The organism is Acinetobacter sp. YH16051 (assembly GCF_013417135.1).
Taxonomy (GTDB): Bacteria; Pseudomonadota; Gammaproteobacteria; order Pseudomonadales; family Moraxellaceae; genus Acinetobacter; species Acinetobacter towneri.
This window is the reverse complement of sequence record NZ_VPEN01000010.1, coordinates 1-22,131: the sequence shown is the minus strand read 5'-3', so window position 1 is coordinate 22,131 and position 22,131 is coordinate 1. Positions and strand designations below refer to the sequence as shown.

Annotated in this window: 17 protein-coding genes; 6 read left to right on the top strand and 11 right to left on the bottom strand. The window is 42.6% G+C overall.

All coding sequences use genetic code 11. The features are described from left to right. Positions 1-39: 39 nt before the first annotated feature. The 6 genes from parC to FTV41_RS09610 all read right to left on the bottom strand — a co-directional run bounded on the left by parC (position 40) and on the right by FTV41_RS09610 (position 7,090). Positions 40-2,259: a DNA topoisomerase IV subunit A gene (gene parC / locus FTV41_RS09635; RefSeq protein WP_179996482.1), complete on the bottom strand. Its 2,220-nt coding sequence runs from the start codon at positions 2,257-2,259 to the stop codon at positions 40-42. A 174-nt stretch (positions 2,260-2,433) separates the two neighbouring features. Next, positions 2,434-3,753, bottom strand: coding sequence for an MFS transporter (locus FTV41_RS09630; RefSeq protein WP_179996481.1), 1,320 nt, complete (start codon positions 3,751-3,753; stop codon positions 2,434-2,436). A gap of 156 nt (positions 3,754-3,909) precedes the next feature. After that, entirely contained in the window at positions 3,910-4,554 is a 645-nt protein-coding gene (locus FTV41_RS09625) for a trimeric intracellular cation channel family protein (RefSeq protein ID WP_004975638.1), read from the bottom strand. 65 nt (positions 4,555-4,619) lie between these two features. After that, positions 4,620-5,087, bottom strand: coding sequence for a YchJ family protein (locus FTV41_RS09620; RefSeq protein WP_178865910.1), 468 nt, complete (start codon positions 5,085-5,087; stop codon positions 4,620-4,622). Positions 5,088-5,228: 141 nt separating this feature from the next. Beyond that, the gene (locus tag FTV41_RS09615; protein ID WP_004975629.1) at positions 5,229-6,812 is read right to left on the bottom strand and encodes a TerC family protein; all 1,584 of its coding nucleotides are present in this window, start codon (positions 6,810-6,812) and stop codon (positions 5,229-5,231) included. Further along, positions 6,809-7,090, bottom strand: a complete 282-nt coding sequence (locus FTV41_RS09610; protein WP_096902250.1) for a hypothetical protein — start codon at positions 7,088-7,090, stop codon at positions 6,809-6,811. Before FTV41_RS09610 ends, FTV41_RS09615 begins: the two co-directional genes overlap by 4 nt. Positions 7,091-7,145: 55 nt before the next feature. Between FTV41_RS09610 and FTV41_RS09605 the strand changes: the two genes are divergently transcribed. Beyond that, positions 7,146-7,766, top strand: a complete 621-nt coding sequence (locus FTV41_RS09605; protein WP_096902251.1) for a TIGR00730 family Rossman fold protein — start codon at positions 7,146-7,148, stop codon at positions 7,764-7,766. Between the two features lie 151 nt (positions 7,767-7,917). Here the strand turns inward: FTV41_RS09605 and FTV41_RS09600 are convergent, their stop codons facing one another. Then, positions 7,918-9,804, bottom strand: coding sequence for a choice-of-anchor I family protein (locus tag FTV41_RS09600; protein ID WP_179989004.1), 1,887 nt, complete (start codon positions 9,802-9,804; stop codon positions 7,918-7,920). Positions 9,805-9,987: 183 nt separating this feature from the next. Between FTV41_RS09600 and mdtD the strand changes: the two genes are divergently transcribed. From mdtD to FTV41_RS09575, 5 genes are all read left to right on the top strand, one after another. Continuing rightward, entirely contained in the window at positions 9,988-11,379 is a 1,392-nt protein-coding gene (gene mdtD / locus FTV41_RS09595) for a multidrug transporter subunit MdtD (RefSeq protein WP_179989005.1), read from the top strand. Positions 11,380-11,512: 133 nt separating this feature from the next. Further along, the gene (locus FTV41_RS09590; RefSeq protein ID WP_368779695.1) at positions 11,513-12,250 is read left to right on the top strand and encodes a GH25 family lysozyme; all 738 of its coding nucleotides are present in this window, start codon (positions 11,513-11,515) and stop codon (positions 12,248-12,250) included. 34 nt (positions 12,251-12,284) lie between these two features. Beyond that, entirely contained in the window at positions 12,285-13,295 is a 1,011-nt protein-coding gene (locus tag FTV41_RS09585; RefSeq protein ID WP_179993468.1) for an MBL fold metallo-hydrolase, read from the top strand. Between the two features lie 45 nt (positions 13,296-13,340). Then, positions 13,341-14,396 (top strand): DNA polymerase IV, encoded by a 1,056-nt coding sequence (dinB, locus tag FTV41_RS09580; protein WP_096902254.1) that lies wholly within the window; start codon positions 13,341-13,343, stop codon positions 14,394-14,396. Between the two features lie 463 nt (positions 14,397-14,859). Continuing rightward, positions 14,860-15,231 (top strand): RidA family protein, encoded by a 372-nt coding sequence (locus tag FTV41_RS09575; protein WP_179996480.1) that lies wholly within the window; start codon positions 14,860-14,862, stop codon positions 15,229-15,231. 97 nt (positions 15,232-15,328) lie between these two features. Here FTV41_RS09575 and FTV41_RS09570 read toward each other — a convergent pair whose 3' ends face one another. The 4 genes from FTV41_RS09570 to FTV41_RS09555 form a co-directional block, all read right to left on the bottom strand. Continuing rightward, positions 15,329-15,871 (bottom strand): DUF2726 domain-containing protein, encoded by a 543-nt coding sequence (locus tag FTV41_RS09570; protein WP_179996479.1) that lies wholly within the window; start codon positions 15,869-15,871, stop codon positions 15,329-15,331. A gap of 345 nt (positions 15,872-16,216) precedes the next feature. Then, entirely contained in the window at positions 16,217-18,589 is a 2,373-nt protein-coding gene (locus FTV41_RS09565) for a YgiQ family radical SAM protein (RefSeq protein ID WP_179996478.1), read from the bottom strand. Between the two features lie 194 nt (positions 18,590-18,783). Further along, positions 18,784-19,992: an MFS transporter gene (locus tag FTV41_RS09560; protein ID WP_179996477.1), complete on the bottom strand. Its 1,209-nt coding sequence runs from the start codon at positions 19,990-19,992 to the stop codon at positions 18,784-18,786. Between the two features lie 423 nt (positions 19,993-20,415). Further along, the gene (locus FTV41_RS09555) at positions 20,416-21,765 is read right to left on the bottom strand and encodes an MFS transporter (protein WP_096902259.1); all 1,350 of its coding nucleotides are present in this window, start codon (positions 21,763-21,765) and stop codon (positions 20,416-20,418) included. Between the last annotated feature and the right edge of the window lie 366 nt (positions 21,766-22,131).

Sequence of the window (22,131 nt, the reverse complement as noted above, 5' to 3'; positions counted from 1 at the left end):
AAACCATATATAACGTATTTTGCTTAAAAAACGCTAGTATTATCTTTGAATTAACAGTTTATTTGCTTTTTGGTAACCGCGTGGTAAGAGCTGACCTTTCGTGCCGCGCTTCGCCACATACTTCAGCAAATCGTCGCCTTTGAGTTTGAGTTGTTGCTGTCCTGCAAATACTTGAATTGCTTCATCTAAATTTAAAGGTAACATAGACACCAACTGATCTTTTTCTTCAAGTTGTATCAATTTATTACCTTTACCTTTGTTCAAAATTGGCAATTCTGACAGTTCAATCACCAGTAAACGCCCTGCTGAACTGAGCAGTGCAACATGACTCGCGTGTTCAATCATTTGCAAATTCATCACTGTCGATTGTTCAGGCAAAGACAGGAATGCTTTACCTGCTTTGGCATTGGTATCTAGCTGTTTGGCCTGTGTTTTAAAACCATAACCTTTACTGCTGGCTGCTAAAATTTCAGCTTCATCATCGGCAATTAGTAACTGTTTAAAGCCAACGCCACTGGCAGGAGCGAGTTTTGAACTTAATGGTTCTCCCAAGCCACGTGCCGAAGGCAAGCTATTAATTGGCAACGCATAACTGCGTCCCGTATCATCTAAAATATAAACGCGCTGATTGGATTTGCCTTGTGCATGACTGAGATATTGATCACCCGCACGGAAGTTTAGATTTTCCGCATCGACCTCATGCCCTTTGGCACAACGAATCCAGCCTGCTTCAGACAACACCACCGTCACAGGGTCGGCAGGTAGCATATCTTGTTCATTAATTGCAGTCGCTTCGGCACGCAATACAATCGGTGAACGACGATCATCACCAAATTTTTTCGCGTCTTCTTTCAACTCACTGATAATTAAGTTTTTCAATGATTCAGGATTCGCCAATTGTTCACGAATAATGGCAGCACGTGCTTCTAATTCTTCTTGTTCACGGCGAATTTCCATTTCTTCAAGCTTGGCTAAATGGCGTAGCTTTAACTCCAAAATGGCTTCGGCCTGAATTTCATCAATACCAAAATGCGCCATCAACTCGGCTTTAGGATGATCTTCTTCACGAATAATTCGAATCACAGTATCGATATCTAAATAGGCAATCAGCAAACCTGCCAAAATGTGCAGTCGCTTTTCGATTTTATTAAGATGATATTGCAAACGACGTGTGACGGTATTTTTACGAATCTCAATCCATTCCAGCAAAATACGACGAATCGATTTCACCTGCGGACGACCATCTGCGCCAATCATGTTCATATTGACACGATAGCTCGATTCTAAATCGGTCGTGGCAAACAAGTGACTCATCACCGCTTCGGCATCAATACGGTTGGAACGCAGTACAATCACCAAACGGGTTGGGTTTTGATGGTCGGATTCATCACGCACATCGCTCACCAACGGCAGTTTTTTCGCCTGCATTTGATCGGCAATTTGGGTAATGATTTTTGAACCCGAAACCTGATACGGCAATTCGGTAATTACGATTTCATTTTTTTCGATGCTGTACACCGCACGCATACGGTAACTACCACGACCTGTACTTTGCATTTTCAGCAATTCTTCAGGCGAGGTAATAATTTCAGCTTTGGTCGGTAAATCTGGTGCAGGAATATATTCTGCGACTTTTTCATCGGTTAAATTTGGGTTGCGAATCAGGGCAATTGTGCCTTTCACCACTTCACGCAAGTTATGCGGTGGAATATCGGTCGCCATCCCCACGGCAATACCTGTGGTGCCATTCAGCAAAATATTCGGTACACGCGCAGGCAAATTGACAGGTTCTTTTAATGAGCCATCAAAGTTATCTTGCCAATCACAAGTACCTTGCCCCAATTCCGCCAAAAGTACTTCACTATATTGCGATAGTTTGGCTTCGGTATAACGCATGGCGGCAAAGGATTTAGGATCATCGGGTGACCCCCAGTTGCCCTGCCCTTCAATAAATGGGTAACGATAACTGAACGGCTGCGCCATCAACACCATAGCTTCATAACAAGCATAATCACCATGTGGATGGTATTTACCCAATACATCCCCTACGGTACGGGCCGATTTTTTCGGTTTGCCGCTGTGCTTGAGTCCAAGCTCACTCATGGCGTACACAATACGGCGTTGTACAGGTTTCAAACCATCGCTGATATGGGGTAATGCACGATCCATAATCACGTACATGGCATAGTTAAGGTATGCACGTTCAGTAAATTCTGCTACGGAACGGTTTTCTGTTGCATGATGCGCAAGGCTTGTCATAAAACCTGTCGTCCTAAATCATTTGTTTTTGTATCAATCGGCTTATGCTATGCCGCAGCAGCATCCTGCACAAGGGCTAGTAAGGATGCTCTGCGACAATTTGTGTCTTATGCCGTAAAAATATTCATTTTATAAAAAACAGCAATGCAAAATATACGATGGCTGGTGGTTATTTTACAAACCTATCGACTCTAAAGTTCTGCCTTTGGTTTCTTCACCCAACACCACAATCACCAAGGCAACGGCCAATAAAACCGCTGTAAACATCACAAAGACATAACTAAAGCCATTTTGCATAACCATCATGTGCGTGACCACCATTGGAGCGACAATACCACCCATGCGTCCAATGGCCGAGGCCCAACCTGAACCAAAAGCACGAATATTGGTTGGATATTGTTCAGGAGTATAAGTGTATAGCACACCCCATGCGCCCAAGTTGAAGAACGACATCAAACAACCCCAGAACATGATCATCGCTACACTGTCGGCCTGACCAAAGAAATAAGCCGATACGGCACACATGCCAATAAAACCAGCTAGTGTGGCTTTGCGCCCTAATTTTTCGACCAGCCAAGCAGCTGCAATATAACCGGGCAATTGCGCCAAAATCATGCCCAACACATATTCAAATGACTGTACGATGCTGTAGCCTTGCTGCACCAACAGACTAGGCAACCAAGTGAAAATGCCATAATAGGAATAGACAATGCCAAACCAAATCAGCCACAGCATTAAACTACGGCGTGCAAATGGCCCCGACCACAGTTGGGTAAAAGAGATATGCTGTTTAGCGGCAACAGGCTGAACTTCAATCTGTTCAATGACTTCTACCCCACATTGACGCTCAAACTTTTGTACCAGTGCATGTGCTTCGGCAATACGACCACGATTGATCAGATATGGGATAGATTCAGGGACTTTTTTCCAGATAACCAAGGCATATAAGGCAGGCAAACCACCGATTAAAAATGCTGTATGCCAATCAAATTTTGGAATCACAAAATAAGAAACCAATGCCGCACATAACCACCCCAAGCCCCAAAAACTTTCCAGCAATACAATAAAGCGCCCACGCACATGCGCAGGAATGTATTCACTGACCAACGTCACCGCTACGGGAAGCTGCCCGCCCAAACCTAAACCGACAATAAAGCGAAAGACCAGTAACCAAGTTAAATTCGGTGCAAAGGCACAAGCGGCAGTAGCTAGACTGTAAATCACCAAGGTGGTGGCAAATACAGTTTTACGTCCAATTTTATCGGCCAGACCACCTGAAAAGACTGCCCCAATGGCCATTCCGACAAAACCAATCGACACCACCATGCCTTTTTCGGCAGGGGTCATGCTCCAGTCTTCTGCCATTTTTGCCAAAATAAAGGAGATCAGTCCTGTATCCATGGCATCAAACATCCAGCCCAGACCAATCACCACCAGTAGGCTATAGTGGAATTTTCCAATGGGTAGACGTTGCACACGCGAAACTAAATCCATAACACACTCTTTAAGTTGGCTAAAAGGATATGGGCTAAAACACAACTGCTGTTGTATTTTTATACTATGAATTGACAGGATGTGGATAGCATTAAAAAACCGATCTGGTGATCGGTTCGCTTCTATTTAGATATTCAATACAATTCTTATAACCAATTAGGTTTCATCTTTAGAGGATGCTGAATGTTCATCATCGTCCTGATAAATAAATTTAGGCATTTCTAAGCCAAAATAAATCGCAATCAAACGCAAAGTAAAACCAAAAACAAGTGTTGAGATCACGGTCAATTCAAGCGACAAACCGATTTCGATACACAACCAATAGCAAATCACGGACACAAAAGAAATACTGGCATATAGCTCACGGCGGAACACTAAAGGCACATCGTTACACAGAATATCACGCAGAATCCCACCTGACACACCTGTTAAGACGCCTGCAACGGCAGACACCACAAAGCCATGCCCCATTTCCAAAGCAATTTGACAACCAATAATAGTGAAGCCAATTAAGCCTAAAGCATCGAGCACCAAGAAAATGGAACGTAAATGACGCATCCATTTGGCAATTAAAATGGTGATAAAAGCTGCAATACAGGTCAGCACCAAATATTCAGGATGTTTGACCCAAGTCAGCGGATAATGCCCCAACAATACATCTCGCACCGAACCACCGCCCAATGCGGTGACACAGGCAATTAAGGTGACACCAAACCAGTCCATGCTGCGACGCCCTGCAGACAATGCGCCTGTCATCGCTTCTGCGGTAATCGCGATTAAGTAAATGACCAACAACAACATGGACTTGCCCTTCTTTCACTAGGCCAATAGATGCGCGTTATAATAAGCGAAAAACCAAGATAAAGTTATAAAAATTGCGCACAACATTGCTTAAATTTTTTACCCGAACCACAAATACACGGCTGTTTCATGGTCGGCTGTTGCCCTGTGGTCGGATCTAGAAAATACCAGCGTGCCTGATGTTGCACAAAATGGGAAATTTCATGGTGAATTTGCGCCTGCTTAGCATCATGGTAATGGGCTTTAAATTCAACTTGGGCATGGCTTTTATCTAACTTTTCATTGCTATTCAGCACTTCGAGCTTTAACCATTGATTCGACTTGCTCCAATCTGCAATTGCGTCAACATCCAAACTTGCCTGTTGTCCTAGCGCAGTAGTTTGCACAATATAATCAATTTGTTGCAAGGCAAAAGCGCTATAGCGTGAACGCATGAGTTGGCTCGCGGTTTCTGCATGTGCCTGCCCCACGTGTAAAGGTTGGCAGCAGTATTGATAATCGCCTTGCCCGCACGGACATGCCAAGTGATGCATAGAAAATTCCAGAAATTTAAATCAATAATAGGGTCTGTTGACACTTCGTCTATATTTGCAATGGCAACAGCCCCAAAACAGCCTGACAATGCAGGCTATTTTAGCGGAAGCACAAGACTGAAATGCAGTTTGGCGTTCAGTTTATGATGCGCTTGAAGATTCCTGCTGAATCAAATGCACTTTTTCAATTTTATGTCCATCCATGGTCACAATTTCAAAAACATAACCATCGGAAAGCAGCTTTTCACCGTTTTCAGGCAAACGCCCCAAATGGAATAAAATATAGCCTGATAAAGTTGAATATTGCTCGCTTTCATCCACCAAATCACGACCTAATAATAAAGATACGTGACGAATATCAATGGAACCATCTAGCAATAATGTGCCATCTTCCAAACTTTCAGCACTGGCTTCGAGAGCATCTTCATCAGGGAATTCGCCTGCAATTGCTTCCAGAATATCAATAGGTGTGGCAACGCCTTCAATCGAGCCATATTCATTCAGCACAATCGCCATTTGCAGCGGTGCTTGACGCAATTGCTCCATCACCATCAAAACTTGGGCATTTTCATGCACAATCACGGGTTCACGCAAATGTGTTTCAAAGTCCAGTACACCTGTTTCAATGTATTGATTCATGACTTTATGGGTTAAGACAATGCCTGAGATATTGTCCAGTTCACCACGTGCCACAATCACTCGTGAATGGGTCATACTTAATAATTGGCTGCGAATTGAGGCATCATCTTCGTCTAAATCAATCCATTCCAGTTCAGGACGTGGCGTCATTACCGATTTTACAGGACGCTCAGATAAGCCCAACACTCCTTGTACCATCACGCTGTGATAGACGCCATTTTCAGCATCAAAGACTTCATCAGCAAAGGCGCGGGTAGCCAAAACATCTTCGTTGATATGACTGCTTTCTGTCGTATTTTGACTTTTGCCACCTAACATCCGCATCACAGCCGAAGCAGTACGGTAGCGTAAATCGGTGGTGGTCACGGTTTTTTCCTGATTTCTGCGGATGGTTTGGTTCAGGAATTCAATCATCACCGAGAAGCCGATGGCGGCATATAAATAGCCTTTTGGAATGTGATAGCCAAAGCCTTCCACCACCAATGAGAAACCAATCATCATCAGGAAGCACAGGCATAGAATCACCACGGTAGGATGCTTATTGACAAAGTCCATGAGCGCTTTAGAGGCCCACAACATAATGCCAATGGCGATAATCACCGCAATCATCATGACCGATAAATGCTGCACCATGCCCACAGCGGTAATCACGCTGTCGAGTGAGAACACCGCATCTAGCACCACAATCTGCACAATCACCATCCAGAAAGTCGCGTGCACAGGGTTTTCTTCTTTTAGTGCTGGTTTGCCTTCAATGCGTTCGCGCAGTTCCATGGTGCCTTTAAACAACAGGAACACACCACCAAACAGTAAAATCAGGTCACGTCCAGAGAAAGGATGTTCAAAAATATGAAACAGTGGTTGGGTCAGAGTGACGACCCACGCGATAGAGGCGAGTAAAATCAGGCGCATCCCCAAGGCGAGAAGCAAGCCCACCACCCGTGCCGTATTGCGTTGTTCTGGCGGTAACTTTTCTGCCAAAATGGCAATAAACACCAAGTTATCAATGCCTAATACAATTTCGAGTACGATCAGGGTCAATAACCCAACCCACGCAGCGGGGTCAGACATCCATTCAAAGATCATGCACTCTTCTCCTGAATATCATGGGTCAAACGTGCCACACGGCGATGACACTGAAAAGATAAGTTTGCTTGCTCTGGTTGGCACAGCATGTAATTTAAAAATATTCGTTCGGTGCGACTACTGCCACTGTCCATGACGATTCTATAGTTGTCAGACAAGCTTTGAGTATAGGAAAGTTTGCGCTCAGATTCATCCCCTTTTTGCGACATCATCCACGTCAATGCAGCACTTTCACAAATCTTTGCAAATTGAACACTGCATACTGACGGGTTTGTCATATTTGAGCACTAAGCTAGAGCCAACAAAAAGAACATGCTATGGTGAAGAAAATAAATGAATAGCGAATTAAGAATGACCCAATATATCAATAATCCATCTCCTCAAACCTCTCAACCTTTGGTGGCACTGTACTGTGGTTCGCGCTCTGGCAATAACCCGATTTATCAGGAAAAAGCAGTACAACTGGCAAGAAAACTGGCCGAGCAAGGCTTTGGTATGGTCTACGGCGGTGCGAGTATTGGATTAATGGGTTTGGTTGCCGACACCGTTGTGCAACATGGTGGGCAAGCGGTGGGAGTAATTCCTGAATTTATGCTGGATTATGAAATTGCCCACAGTAATTTAACCGAGTTACACGTAGTCAAAAGCATGCATGAGCGTAAAGCGATGATGGCAGATCGCGCCAGTGCTTTTGTGGCGTTGCCAGGCGGCTTGGGTACTTTTGAAGAGATTTTGGAAATTGCCACTTGGGGGCAATTGAATCAGCACCAAAAACCGATGATTTTATATAATGTAAATGGCTTTTATGATGCGCTGATTCAGCAGTTAGATCATGCGGTACACGAAGGTTTTTTACCACCACAGCACCGCGCTAAACTGATCGTGTGTAACCACTCCCATAAAATTATTAATGCCTTGAAGAATTTGGATTCTCCACGTCATTTTGTGGGTTGAACTTTTTTAGCTACATGAAATAGCAATAAAAATGAAAGTGAAAGCGAGTCGGTGACTCGCTTTTTTTAATTCACTGTTCATTGGTTTTTACAGCACAAAAAAGAGAACACCAAAGTGCCCTCTTTAATAGATTTCTAATTTTGCAATGCTGTTAGTTAAGCTTGATTTGGTAGACGGCAGTAGTTCCACTGACTTCATTACCCACAACTAACAGTGGCTTGCCGTTAGGCGAGTCTTTGGCTGCAATAAAGATCAAACCTTCGGGACCGAGATTTGAATTTTCAACGGTAACCTCATTACCTTCTGCATCGAAAGATGTACGGGTTTCACCAAACTTACGATCATTAAAATACTCAACAAAAGATGCTTGTGTCGGTTGGGTAATGTCGTACACCATAATGCCACCCATACGCTCCAACCCAATAAAGGCAAAAGTTTTTTGACCAATTTTACCTAAAGCAATGCCTTCAGGCTCAGGGCCTTTATTGTCACTACGATCATCTATACTTAATTTTTCATGATTGGTATTAAAGTATTCTGGAAATAATTCAGCAGCTTTACGTTCAAAGTCATTTTTTGAGTCCCAAACAATTTTTTTGGTTTTAGGATCTACAATACTGAACGAGCGGCCACCATAAGCATATAGTTTGTCATAGGTCATGAAACCATCGCTGTCTAGCACAGGCTCACCATTTGTATCTTTCTTGTAACCTTGCGTCCAAGTAATCGTCAAACGACCCAATTGTGAATCTTTAATTAAATTATCTGCACAAACTTCATTGGCATCTGTAGTGGTACATGCTTTAAATACGTTTGAATCAAGCTTTGCGCCTTTAACCCCTGACTTTAATAGACGTAAATGCGCTGCATAATCGCCATTGGTACTGAAGCCTTTATTATTGAATAAGTGTTTAACACGAATTTCTTCTGCATAACCCTGAGTTATTTCATCCGTACCAAAATATAAGTCTTCATCAACTAACCATTCACGCGCATCACCTTCATTGGCAGTGACCAAGTAGCTTTGTCCATTGGCTTGATATTGCGCAATTGCATCTGGCATATACATGCCATATAAGCCTGGCCAAGCTTGAATATTAATCATCCCCTCATTTTTAGCACAGGCTGTAATCGTTTTACCGTTATAGTCTTGCTTACCAACAACACAATCACGATCACCTGCATCTAAAGCATTTGCAGCTAAGCCAAAGTTTTTATAACCCAATGGGAAAATATCGACCACTTGGTCTTGAATCAAATCAATTACAGCAATAGCATTGTTTTCTTGTAGACTTGCCCAAGCAGTTTTACCATCGTCACTCACCGCAATATATTCAGGCTCTAAATCTTGTGCGACAGTCGCATTTGGCCCAAAAATACGCACGCCCGCATCAAGCAATTCCTGCTTACGTGTATTCCATGCCTGAAAATCTGCAGTTTTTACAGTAGGCTTGTTGATGTCAGTTAGATTAATAATACTGATTGAACCTTCTGGATCAATCTTATAACCTTCATTTGGCTCACCTTCATTGGCAACCAAGACTTTTTTGCCATCTGGAGTAAAAGTCAACATATCAGGCAATGCACCGACTTCAACTTTGCTGATAAAGCTCAGGTCTTTGGCTTTAAAAAATGCCACGATGCCTTTATCAGTTTTAGGTGTTGCCTGAACAGCTAAAGCGACAATACCTTGATGTACCGCAACACTATTGACTTCAGAATTCGCCAAATGAGTCTTGGCATCCAAGCTGTTCAGCTTAACAGGTGCACTTGGGTTGCTTAAATCCAGTACATCGACCACGCCATTTTTCGCATTGACTACAAATAAACGTTTACTTTCAGCATCATAAGCAGAAATTTCCGCAGCACTCGCACCAAAAACTTGTGCATCGTATTCCCCTAAACGCTCCAAACTAATTGTTGTAGGTGTTGCTTCAACAACTTCTTCTTTTACAGGAATAGGATCATTATTATCATTACAGCCCACCATCCCCACAGACAATAAAGCCAACATTAATGCAGAAATTTGCGTTTTCATAAATTACTCATCATTTTTCTAAATGCACCCAACTTACAAACTCAAAGTGAATAATCGGTGACAAATAGATGACAATTTCATTGCATTTCCTTGAATTTTCAAACACTTTTCATGTTTTTATAGATGCAGTCCGCTAGATTGCAAAATGGTTTAAACTAGACCAAATGTCCATTTTGCCGAGTTATGAACCAAACACCGACCCATCAAGCCCTGCATCCTGAATACCGTCTTTTGGTATTTCTGGTTTCAATTGGCTTTTTTATGCAGGCGCTCGACACCACCATTGTGAATACAGCAATCCCTGCAATGGCGAATAGCCTGCAGGAAGACCCGCTGCGGATGCACAGTGTTGTGGTGGCGTATGTGCTCTCGGTGGCAGCGTGTATTCCATTAAGTGGATGGTTGGCAGATCGTTTTGGGGTACGCAATACCTATTTTGCAGCGATTATCATTTTTACCCTTGCCTCTTTGGGTTGTGCTGCAGCAGCGAGTCTGAATGAATTACTGTTTTATCGGGTGATTCAAGGTATTGGTGGCGCATTGCTCTTGCCTGTCGGGCGCTTGGCGATGTTAAAAATCATTCCACGTACCCAGTTTTTATCTGCCATGAGCCTGATGAGTCTGGCAGGGTTGATTGGCCCCTTAATTGGCCCAACTCTGGGTGGCTGGTTGGTCGAAGTCGCCACGTGGCACTGGATTTTCCTGATCAACATTCCTATGGGCATCTTGGGCTGTTGGATTTGTATTAAAGCCATGCCGAATGTGACTGAAACTGAAGTTAAAAACTTTGATTTTCTCGGGTTTATCCTATTAGTTGTGGCGATGGCGGGCTTATCTTTAGGCATCGAAAATTTTGCCAACCCACAACATAATCTGCTTTGGAATTTAGCGTTAATCTTGGCTGGCGGTATTGCCGCAGCATGCTATGCCCGCCATGCCCATACTCATCAAAATGCCTTATTTCGCAGCGATTTATTTAAAAATCGCTTATATGCCATTGGTATTTTAGGTAACTTTTTTGCCCGCTTCGGGGGCAATGCCATGCCTTTTATCATGCCAATCATGCTACAGGTGGCTTTTGGTTTTGAACCGTTTCTCACGGGTTTGATGATGATTCCGACTGTGCTCGGTTCTTTGGTATCTAAACCAATTATTCGGCCTTTAATTCAACGTTTTGGCTATCGGCAGTTTTTACTGACCAATACGTTATTGGTCGGGGCGTGTATTGCTAGTTTTGCGCTGACCACTGCTGAAACTGCGACTTGGTTACGTGCCTTGCATTTTTTTATATTTGGGGTGCTTAATTCATTGCAGTTTGTGGGTATGAATACCTTTACACTCAAAGATTTACCTCAACAAGATGCCAGCAGCGGCAATAGTTTTTTATCCATGATTATGATGCTGTCGATGAGTATTGGCGTGGCATTGGCAGGTACTTTGGTGAATATGTTTAGTGCCTATTACGGCGCAGGACAGTTAGTCAGTGCCTTTCATGCCACTTTAATTTGTTTGGGTGTATTAAATATTTTGGCATTTTTAGTGTTTTGGAATATCCCCAAACACACGGCCGTTTAAAACGCCATTACCGAAAGCGCATGGTGCTACACCGCACTGCACGTTATGATATGACTTTGCTCCGCGAAGCTTTTTCAACATGCGCAAACCGTCCAATCAAGCTAAAAACTCAGCTTTTACACCGCACTATCGTATGACCATTGCGATGCTTGGCAGTGCTGTTTTGGCGGTTTTATTGTATTTGGGTGTGTTGCGCCAACAACCTGCGGCAACCGAAGAATATCCGATTCAAGGATTTGACGTGTCACATCATCAAGGCGATGTTCAGTGGCATAAAATTTCCCCACAAAAATATGCCTTTGTCTATTTAAAAGCCACCGAAGGGGGCGATTTTAAAGACCGTAAATTTCAGGATAACTGGCTCAAAGCCCGTGAACATGGCTTTTTGGTCGGCGCCTATCATTTTTATCGCTTATGCCGTGATGGAGCAATTCAGGCAGAAAACTTTATTGCGACTGTTCCAAAAAAATCCGACAGTTTGCCACCTGTAATTGACTTGGAGTATGACAGCAACTGCATCAATACCTATACCAAAGAACAGTTACTGCGCGAAATTCAAATCATGCATGATGCGCTATATCAACATTATGAAAAACAACCGATTTTTTATGTATCTAAAGCCTTTTACAATATGGTATTAACTGAAAGCTTTAAGCAAACACCACTTTGGGTCAGAGAATATCAGGGTAAACCACAACTGGCAGGTCAGCCAAAATGGTTATTTTGGCAACATACCAATCAGGGTCAAATAAAAGGTATTCACACCCCAGTCGACCTAAATGTTTTTTATGGCAATACCAAACAATGGCAGCATTTTTTAACAGACAACGCAATTCAACCCACAAGACTTGAACCGAACCAGAAAAAATAACAAGATAGCTGCATCACAATAAAAAAGTACCGTCATGAAAATTATGAAAGGGCTGCTTTGGGCTGCTCTTACGCTCAGCATTTGTGCAGGATTCGCACTGCTTTACCTATTACAACCCGCAGGCAAACTAGAACAATTTTCCGCATGGCAATATTCAACAAAAACCGCAAATGCCAACTTAAAAGTACATTATTTTGGCGTATCTACCCTATTGTTTGATGATGGTGAAAACCAAATTCTGATTGATGGATTTTTTAGTCGCCCCTCTCTTGCACAAGTCATGTGGAACAAGTTAGACAGCCAACCAGCCTTATTGCACAAGTTGATTCAACAGCATCAATTACAACGCACACGTGCGATTTTGATCACCCATTCGCATTATGATCACACGCTAGATTTGCCATTTTTGGCGCAGCAACTCAAACACAGTCAAATCATCGGTTCAGAAAGTAGTTTGAACATTGCCCGTGGTGCCGCAATTCCTGAATCTCGATTAAGCCTTGTCAATCCTGCCCAACCAATACAGATTGGAAAGTTTAAGATTACGGCTATTCCATCACAGCATACCCCTGCCACCGCTGTGAATAATGATTTAGGTGAACAAATTCAACAACCATTGTCCTTACCTGCCCGTTTTTATGAATTTAAAGAAGGCGGCAGTTTTGATTATTACATTCAGCATCCTGAACAGAACATTTTAGTCAAAGCCAGTACAGGCGCGATTTCTAAACAATTACAACACTTGCAGGTAGATACTTTATTTTTAGGGATTGCACAGCTCTCTAAACAATCGGTTGCTTTTCAACAGCATTATTTAGATGAAACTGTGGAAACGTTGCGCCCTCGTGTCGTGATTCCAATTCATTGGGATAATTTTTTCCAGCCTTTAGCGCGCCCTTTAGAGTTTTTGCCCCGCATTGCCGACCATAGCCCACGGAGTTTACAGCGTTTGATCGACTATGCAGAACAGCAATCGACACAGGTGATTTTGCTGAATAGCAACACGCCTTATCCGCTTGCTCCGATGCTACAACCGACTTCCTAAACATGCGATACTGTTGAAATCTAAACGCTTCATCTAGTTTGTGCCATGCGGAAAATCATTCATATTGATATGGATGCCTTTTATGCCTCTGTTGAGCTGCGCAGTCGTCCTGAATTGCAGCATTTACCTGTGGTGATTGCTTCGCATCATCCTCGTGCTGTGATTGCTGCGGCATCTTACCCTGCGCGTGAGTTTGGTTTACGTTCTGCCATGTCGATGGCACAAGCCCGCAAACGCTGCCCGCAGGTGGTGGTGCTCGAGCCTAATTTTGCGCTCTATCGTGAGGTTTCCGCACAAATTCATCAGATTTTTCAGCGTTATACACCACTTATTGAACCCTTGTCTTTAGATGAAGCTTATTTAGATGTCACCGAAAATTTACAAGGTATTCCAAGCGCAACTGAAGTCGCAATGCGGATTCGGGCAGATATTTTTCAAAGTACAGGTTTAACGGCCTCGGCAGGTGTCGCACCGAATAAATTTTTAGCCAAAATTGCTTCGGACTGGCATAAACCCAATGGCATTTGCGTGATTAAACCCAGTCAAGTGCAGCAGTTTATTCAGGACTTACCCTTAAAGAAAATTCCAGGCGTAGGTAAAGTCACGCAGGAAAAATTAAAAAGCTTGAATTTAAATACCTTAGGCGATTTGCAACACATTGAAGAAAACCTGTTGATTCATCATTTTGGCAAATATGGAAAACGCCTGTTTTTATTTGCCCAAGGGATTGATGAACGTCCTGTGCAGGCAGAACGTGAGCGCCAGCAAATTTCCAAAGAAATCACCTTTGATGATGACTTAAACTTAGCCGAATGTGCAGCTTACTGGTCTAGCTTGATTGATCAGGTTTGGCACAGTTTAGTGAAAAAACAATATGTTGCACGTGGCGTATCGGCCAAATTGAAACTCAAAAATTTTCAGGTCTTACAACATAGCAAAAGTTTTAAACAGCCACTTGAGAGCAAAAACGATCTTGAAAAAGTCCTGCAACTTTTGCTTCACGAAATGCATATTCCCGCACAGGATCAATTCCGTTTAATTGGGGTCGGTCTGTATCAACTCAGCTCTGCCGATGAACAAGCACAACTGTCTTTACTGTAAATATCACGACTCGTAAATATCACGGATATTAAAGCTATAAACTCGCAGCACGGCATGACAGCCTGCCAAAGCAATGCTTACCGATGAATACTAAAGCTATTTTTGTATAAATTTCAGCCAAAAGAATAAAAATAAGACAATTTACCCTTCACAGTTGTGCTTTTTAGAGTAATCTATGCGCGCGATGTATTTATCCGTACATACGCTGAGATGTCAAAAATCACCATTACTTTTGGCATACTTGTCCTGTGATTGGCGTGACGATCAAATCCGAAGATTACAGGACAACTCTGCGCTTGGCACTTCGCCGCTTTAATACCGCATCTCTCTTTTCCTCGTATTTTCCATTCAACTACTTTTTATTTTAAGCAGACTGCTGCCTGCATATTTTCCACGTGCTTGCCTGCCTCTATAATACCTCACGCTTTTTATACCTAATCGCTTGGCGCGAGGATTACACCCAATGGCTGTTCAACGTCTACATATTCAAAAACGTTATTCTGAAATTGCAATTTCTGGAAATTTAGTCCATTTGGCAGGGCAACTGGCAGAAGACACACAACAAGATATTGAGGGGCAAACCCAACAAACACTTGCCCTGATTGATCGTTTACTGGCAGATGCGGGTACAGATAAAAGTCACATCATGTCGGTGATGATTTTTCTAAAAAACATTGAGCGCGATTATGCCGCAATGAATCAAGTTTGGGATGCTTGGGTGGCAGATATACAAACTTTACCGCGTACCTGCGTAGAAGCCAAGTTATATCATCCTGACGTTTTAGTTGAGATGACTGTGGTTGCAGTCAAACCTGAAGAGCAACCCAACGTATAACAGATGTGATTGGATCAGGAACATGCCCAAAAAAATCAGCATGTCATGGCGACATGCTGATTCATATTGTCTATCTAGTGACTTTAGCGGCAAGCGTTTAGCCCAATACCTTCACTTTATGGCGTACAGAATGCGCTAAAAATTCATACTTTTTTAAGGCAGTATCCAAATCTTCTAAATCTGCATAAGATGACGATGATTGCCCAAAAGCTTCGCGTAATTCGTGATATTCAGGCACATCTTCATAACGCAGCACTTTATAACCCGCCAAACGCAACAATTCATCTTGGTATTGCGCATTGCGGCTACGTTTCAGCATCAACAAATCATCTAAGGCTACAATTGCAACGACCTGATGATTGGCATCCAACACCACAAAATCGGCAATCATATTGCGGTATTTATGTCGAGTACGTGAAAATTTCGTGGTCAGCAAGGCATCAAAAGACACATGCGCCAAGATGATATGTTGAGGTAAAATTTCCTGCAAACGTGTATACGTCAGCTGTTCATTTAAGTTAAAAATTGCACGTTGCTTTAGTGCACTGTCCTGAGGTTTTTCTCTATTTTCCAAGCCCTTAACCGCCATCAAGAGAAAGAAAATCAGTATCAAAACCCCAATCAAAATATAAATGGTCATAATTCAATCCTTAAAATCATTTTTTATAGTTGTTTCGGCTTCATGCCGATTTTTTCATCAAATCAGTATATAACACGCTTTTATATTTAAACGTTCCATTTAAGAAACTACATGAAACATTGACAAAACCATCATAGAAACAGAAATTTTGTTTCACAAGCCCGCCTTTTGTCTAAGTGCTGTAGCATCTAAGCGTGTTTTTATCATTAGATACGAATACTGTATAGCATGCAAAAAAATAACAAAGCAATGCTTAACAGATTCGATTGTCGGACAATTCCGATGAAATGAAAAGCAAACAAAAAAGGCGCTGCAGCGCCTTTTGATGGATCTTAACTTCAAGTACTAAGCTTTCGATTTTGGCTTAGATTTTTTGTGTGAAAATGGACGTTTTTCACCTGTTTCACGTGGCGGCAAACCTGTGTGCTGAGTCAATATTTGCCCTTTCTTCGGACGATTACTGTTCTGAGCACGATTACCACTTTGCCCCGTACGTTTTTGTGAATCACCCGCGACAGTCGAGTTTTTCTTACGTGCCGTTTGATACTGTCCATCTGTGCCTTGCGGCTGATAGGTTGGAATCAGGTGCTGTTTAGAGTTCCCGATTAAATCTGCACGTCCCATTTCTTTTAAGGCTTCACGCAACAACGGCCAGTTGTTTGGATCATGGTAACGTAAGAAAGCTTTATGCAAACGACGACGTTTTTCGCCTTTGACAATATCCACATTTTCGGTATAACGCGCCACTTTGGCCAGTGGGTTTTTACCTGTGTAATACATGGTCGAAGCGGTCGCCATTGGCGATGGATAGAAAGTCTGTACCTGATCGGCACGGAAACCATTCTTTTTCAGCCACAACGCCAAATTCATCATGTCGTAATCGGTCGTTCCTGGGTGCGCAGCAATAAAGTACGGAATCAGATATTGCTCTTTGCCCGCCTCTTTACTGAAACGATCAAACATTTGTTTAAAACGGTCATACGTACCAATACCTGGTTTCATCATCTTAGATAATGGGCCTTTTTCGGTATGCTCAGGTGCAATTTTTAAATAACCGCCCACATGATGCGTCACCAATTCACGTACATATTCAGGGTTCAACACTGCCAAGTCATAACGTAAACCTGAACCAATCAGAATTTTTTTAATACCTTTCAGTTCACGCGCTTTACGATATAACTGGGTTAAAGGTGCATGATCGGTATGTAAGTTTTGACATACGCCCGGGAATACACAAGAGGGTTTACGACAATTCTTTTCAATTTCAGGGTCTTTACAATGCAAACGGTACATATTTGCAGTCGGGCCACCCAAGTCTGAAATAATGCCAGTAAAGCCAGGCGCAGTATCCCGAATTTTTTCCACTTCACGCAAAATGGATTCTTCAGAACGGTTTTGGATAATTCGTCCTTCGTGTTCGGTAATCGAACAGAAAGTACAGCCACCAAAACAACCACGCATGATATTGACCGAAAACTTGATCATATCAAAAGCAGGGAAACGAGCATTGCCATAAGATGGATGCGGCAAACGTGCATACGGTAAATCGAATACATAGTCCATTTCTTCCGTAGTCAACGGAATAGGCGGTGCATTCAACCACACATCACGTTCACCATGCTTTTGCACCAAAGCACGCGCATTGCCCGGGTTAGTTTCTAAATGCAAAATACGGTTAGCATGCGCATACAGCACAGGATCATTCGCCACTTCCTCAAAAGAAGGCAAACGAATCACTGCCAATTCACGTGGGGGTAATTTGTGTTTAATTGCTTTTGAAGCAGGCTGCAATTGCACAATCTGGGTATCTGCATCTAGCTGATCACCTTCACGCACAATTGGATTGCTGACCACATCTTTCTGGAAATTTTGATATTGTGCGAGGTTGTTGCCCTTGTCTTTTTCAATCTCACAACCGTCTAAATCTTCGGTCATCACATAAGGGTTGATGATTGGATCAACACGGCCCACGCTGTCTACATCATTAGATGCAATTTCAACAAATTTGGCTTTAGACGCGCGGTTATGTTTATTAATAATAAATGCTGTACCACGTACATCTGTAATTTCGTGGATTTTTTCGCCTTTGGCCAAACGGTGCATCACTTCAATAATCGAACGCTCACCATTGCCGTACATCAATAAGTCGGCTTTAGAATCCATTAAAATTGAGCGACGAACTTTATCCGACCAATAGTCATAATGTGCAATACGACGCAACGAGCCTTCAATCCCGCCCAGTAAAACAGGCACATCTGGAAAGGCTTCACGACAACGCTGACAATATACCGTAGCCGCACGGTCAGGACGTTTATTCGGCTGATTGTCTGGTGAATAAGCATCATCAGAACGGATTTTACGGTCTGCAGTATAGCGGTTGATCATCGAGTCCATATTGCCCGCGGTAACACCCCAAGCAATGGTCGGCTTCCCTAGTACCCGAAAAGATTCCACATTGGTCCAGTCTGGTTGGGCGATGATCCCGACACGAAAGCCCTGCGCCTCAAGCACACGACCAATCACGCCCGATACAAAAGAGGGATGATCAATATAAGCATCACCACAAACCAAAATAAAATCGCAGGCATCCCAACCAAGCTGATCCATTTCTTCGCGTGACATCGGCAAAAATGGCGCAGGCTCAAAACATGACGCCCAATATTTGTCGTAATCAAACAACGCTTTGGGTGCGGTCTGAGCAGTATAAGCAGTAGACATGGCTTGCAATTCTCGGCTGGGAAGTGGAAGATCAAAAGTCGATCAAAGATGAAAGCCGACTATTTTAGCATGAATTCCATTCATCTTGCTTGATTAAAAAACACACAAAATCAGCAAACTATTTTTATATCCTAAGTTGGTATCTGAATAAGAAAAGCATAAAGGGATAAGCCTAAAGCAATAATCCTGAATGCTTATCGCAGCGCTGTTGGTTTAATCTTTAAACGCCACGCACCATAAAGCGCCACACCCAAGACTGCAGTCATCACCCATGTCAGACCAGACCAGCCCCATTGTTCCCAAATCAGACCGCTACCACTACCGAGCAAACTCGAACCCATGTAGTAACTAAATAAATATAATGATGATCCCACTGCACGATACTGCAGTGCTTGAATCGACACCCAACTACTGGCAGTAGAATGTGCGGCAAAAAAAGCAAAGGTAAATAGCACCAATGCAGCCAATACGACGGCTAAATGTGCAATCGACATCAACCATAATGCGATCAACATTAGGACAATCACCATAGGCAACACACGTTCACGTCCAATACGATTGCCCCAGCTTGCCGCACGCGGTGAACTATAAATACCCGCCAAATAGGCAATTGAAATCACCCCAATCCAAACTTGGGAAAGCTCAAATGGTTTAGCTAGTAAATAATAGCTGATGTAATTGAAAACACTGACGAAACAGCCCATCAGCAAAAAGCCCTGTAAAAACAGGATTCTTAATTTACGATCTGCCAAATTGGCAACAAAAGCATCTCTGAACCGCGAGAAACGAATCGGATACGCTGTAAAGTTTTTCGATGCGGGCAGTAACGTATAAAAGGTGATTGCAATCAGTAAATTCAAACCCCCAATAATTAAGGTTGCCGCTTGCCAAGATATAAAATCGACCAAGACCCCAGCAATTAAACGTCCACCCATGCCACCAATGGCCGTACCCGAAATATACAGCCCCATGGCAAAACCAATGTCTTGCTGTCGAATTTCTTCACCAATATAGGTCATGGCGACCGCAGCAACACCGCTCACAGCAATGCCAATAAAAATTCGTGTGGTTAAAAAGAATGACCAGATTGGAAGTAAGGCACTCAGAATTAATAAAATGGCAGCTAAAAATAAAGCCAAAACCATAATAGGTTTACGCCCAAAACGATCTGAAATAAAGCCTGTGAAAAGCAAACCTATCGCCAAAGCCACAGTAGAAAATGACAGCGGGAAACTACTTTGGGTTGGTGTAACCGTAAAAAAATCGGCCAAAATAGGCATCATCGGTTGCACACAGTACAAGGTCGAAAAAGAAGCGAAACCCGCTAGAAACAACGAAAAAAGAATGGCTTTAAACGGCTTAGTACCATACTGAACATGAGATGCTGCAGCTAAATCAGACATATTTACTCCAATCACGCAATCAGTATACGCCTGTTTATGGACAAAAATAAGCTCGGTATTTTATCGTTTGCTCAAAAACAGCGTCAGTATCATTCATCACTTTGTCATTTTTTGCTTACATGCACTGAAGCAAAATGAGGCTAGGCAGTATTTTGAGCTTACGGTATTCTTTAAAGCATAAGGAGACAGGATGTTTCCCAAACAGAAAACAACAATAATAGGTTTGAGCACCAGGATCGTGAGGTACGACAGGAGTTATACCTAAACACGAAATACAAAGAAACCCCGTCAGGATGATGGGGTTTCTTTTTATCTGTGTCTTGAGTATATAACTTTATCTATCATCACTTTCTATTTACACACCCCATAATCAAAAAGTCCCCAAACAAGGTTGAGGACTTTTGAACTTAGCACATTACAAGTTTAAGCTTTGGCAGCAACTGCTTTGCCTGCTTTAATTTGCTCAGCTTCATCTTCACTCATAATCAAGGCAACCGCAATTGCAGTGATCAACACTGGCAAACCTACTGCCATAAAGTTGAAGTGTGCAGGTAAATTCATACCCAATAAGCCGCCAATTAAAATTGGACCCACAATCGCACCCATACGACCAATGGCAGATGACCAGCCAATACCTGTTGAGCGTACCGCAAGTGGGTAATATTGTGCCACATAGCTATACAACAACATTTGTGAACCAATAGATGCTGCACCCGCCAAGAATACTAAGATGTAAAGCAAGAATTGATTAGATTGGAAGCCCATGAGGCTCATCACCAATGCACCCATGATTCCCAAGAACATCAATACAGGTTTTAAGTGGAAACGGTCTGCTAAAATACCACCACCCACGATACCAACGACTGCACCTACGTTCATCACCATCATGAACATTAAGCTGTTGTCCATAGAATAGCCTGCCGCCATCATCAGTTTTGGCAACCAGCTGCTGAGTGCATACATGGTTAATAGACAAGTAAAGAACGCTAACCAGAACAATAAAGTATTCACTGCACGACCGCGTTTGAACAAGCTCACCACGTTAGCAGCTTCAGGCACACCAACCTGATACAATTCAAAAGTGGTGTCTTCGGTAATTTTTAAATCTGGTGCTAAACGCGCTACGATTGGACGGGCTTGATCTTGCTTATTTTCTTTGACAATAAAGGTTAAAGATTCTGGCAAGAATTTCCAAATCACAGGCAATAAAAACAATGGGATACCCGCAATAAAGAACATGATTTCCCAGCCAAAACTTGGGGTAAACCATGAGCCAAGTAAGGCTGCCATTACACCACCTACAGCATAACCACTAAACATAGTAGTCACTAAGGTGCTACGCATGGTTTTAGGTGCATATTCAGAAGTTAAGGCCACAAGGTTTGGCATTACACCACCAATGCCTAAACCCGCTAAGAAACGTAAAATTGCAAACTCAGTTGGATTAGAAGCAAAGCCACCTGCAAAGGTTAAACCACTAAACAGAACGATACAGATCATGATGACTTTCTTACGACCAATTTTATCGGCCAAAGAACCAAAAATCATCGCGCCAAACATCATACCTGCCAATGCAGTACTCGCGAGCATCCCCGCCTGAACAGCACTCAAGCCCCACTCATCCATCAATAAGGGTAAAACGACCCCATTAATTGCCAAGTCATAGCCATCAAATAAAATGATCAGTAGACACCATGCCACGACATTGAAATGAAATGGTTTGAATTTTGCGTGATCGATGACATCATTCACGTTAATTGCTTGATGTGCCATTCCTCACCTCCTGTGAGTTTGTGTTTCAGTAAGCTTGAATAGCAATTTTTACAGTGAAGACTTTCATTTTTATCAGTCATCCATGTCCACTTTTGCCATTCAAGTAGATTGTGTAACTTTCACACAAAACACAAAAAATAAAAATTCAACATTAGTCTAAAACATTTTATTAATTATGGGTTTATTGTTATTTTAAACACAATAAAATGTGATTATTCTTCTTAATATTTTCTTTTCCACATAAAAAAACACCCCCAACGCTAGTTGAGGGTGTTTGAATAATGAGCTGGCGATGACTTACTCTCACATGGGTAACCCCACACTACCATCAGCGCGAAGAGGTTTCACTTCTGAGTTCGGGAAGGG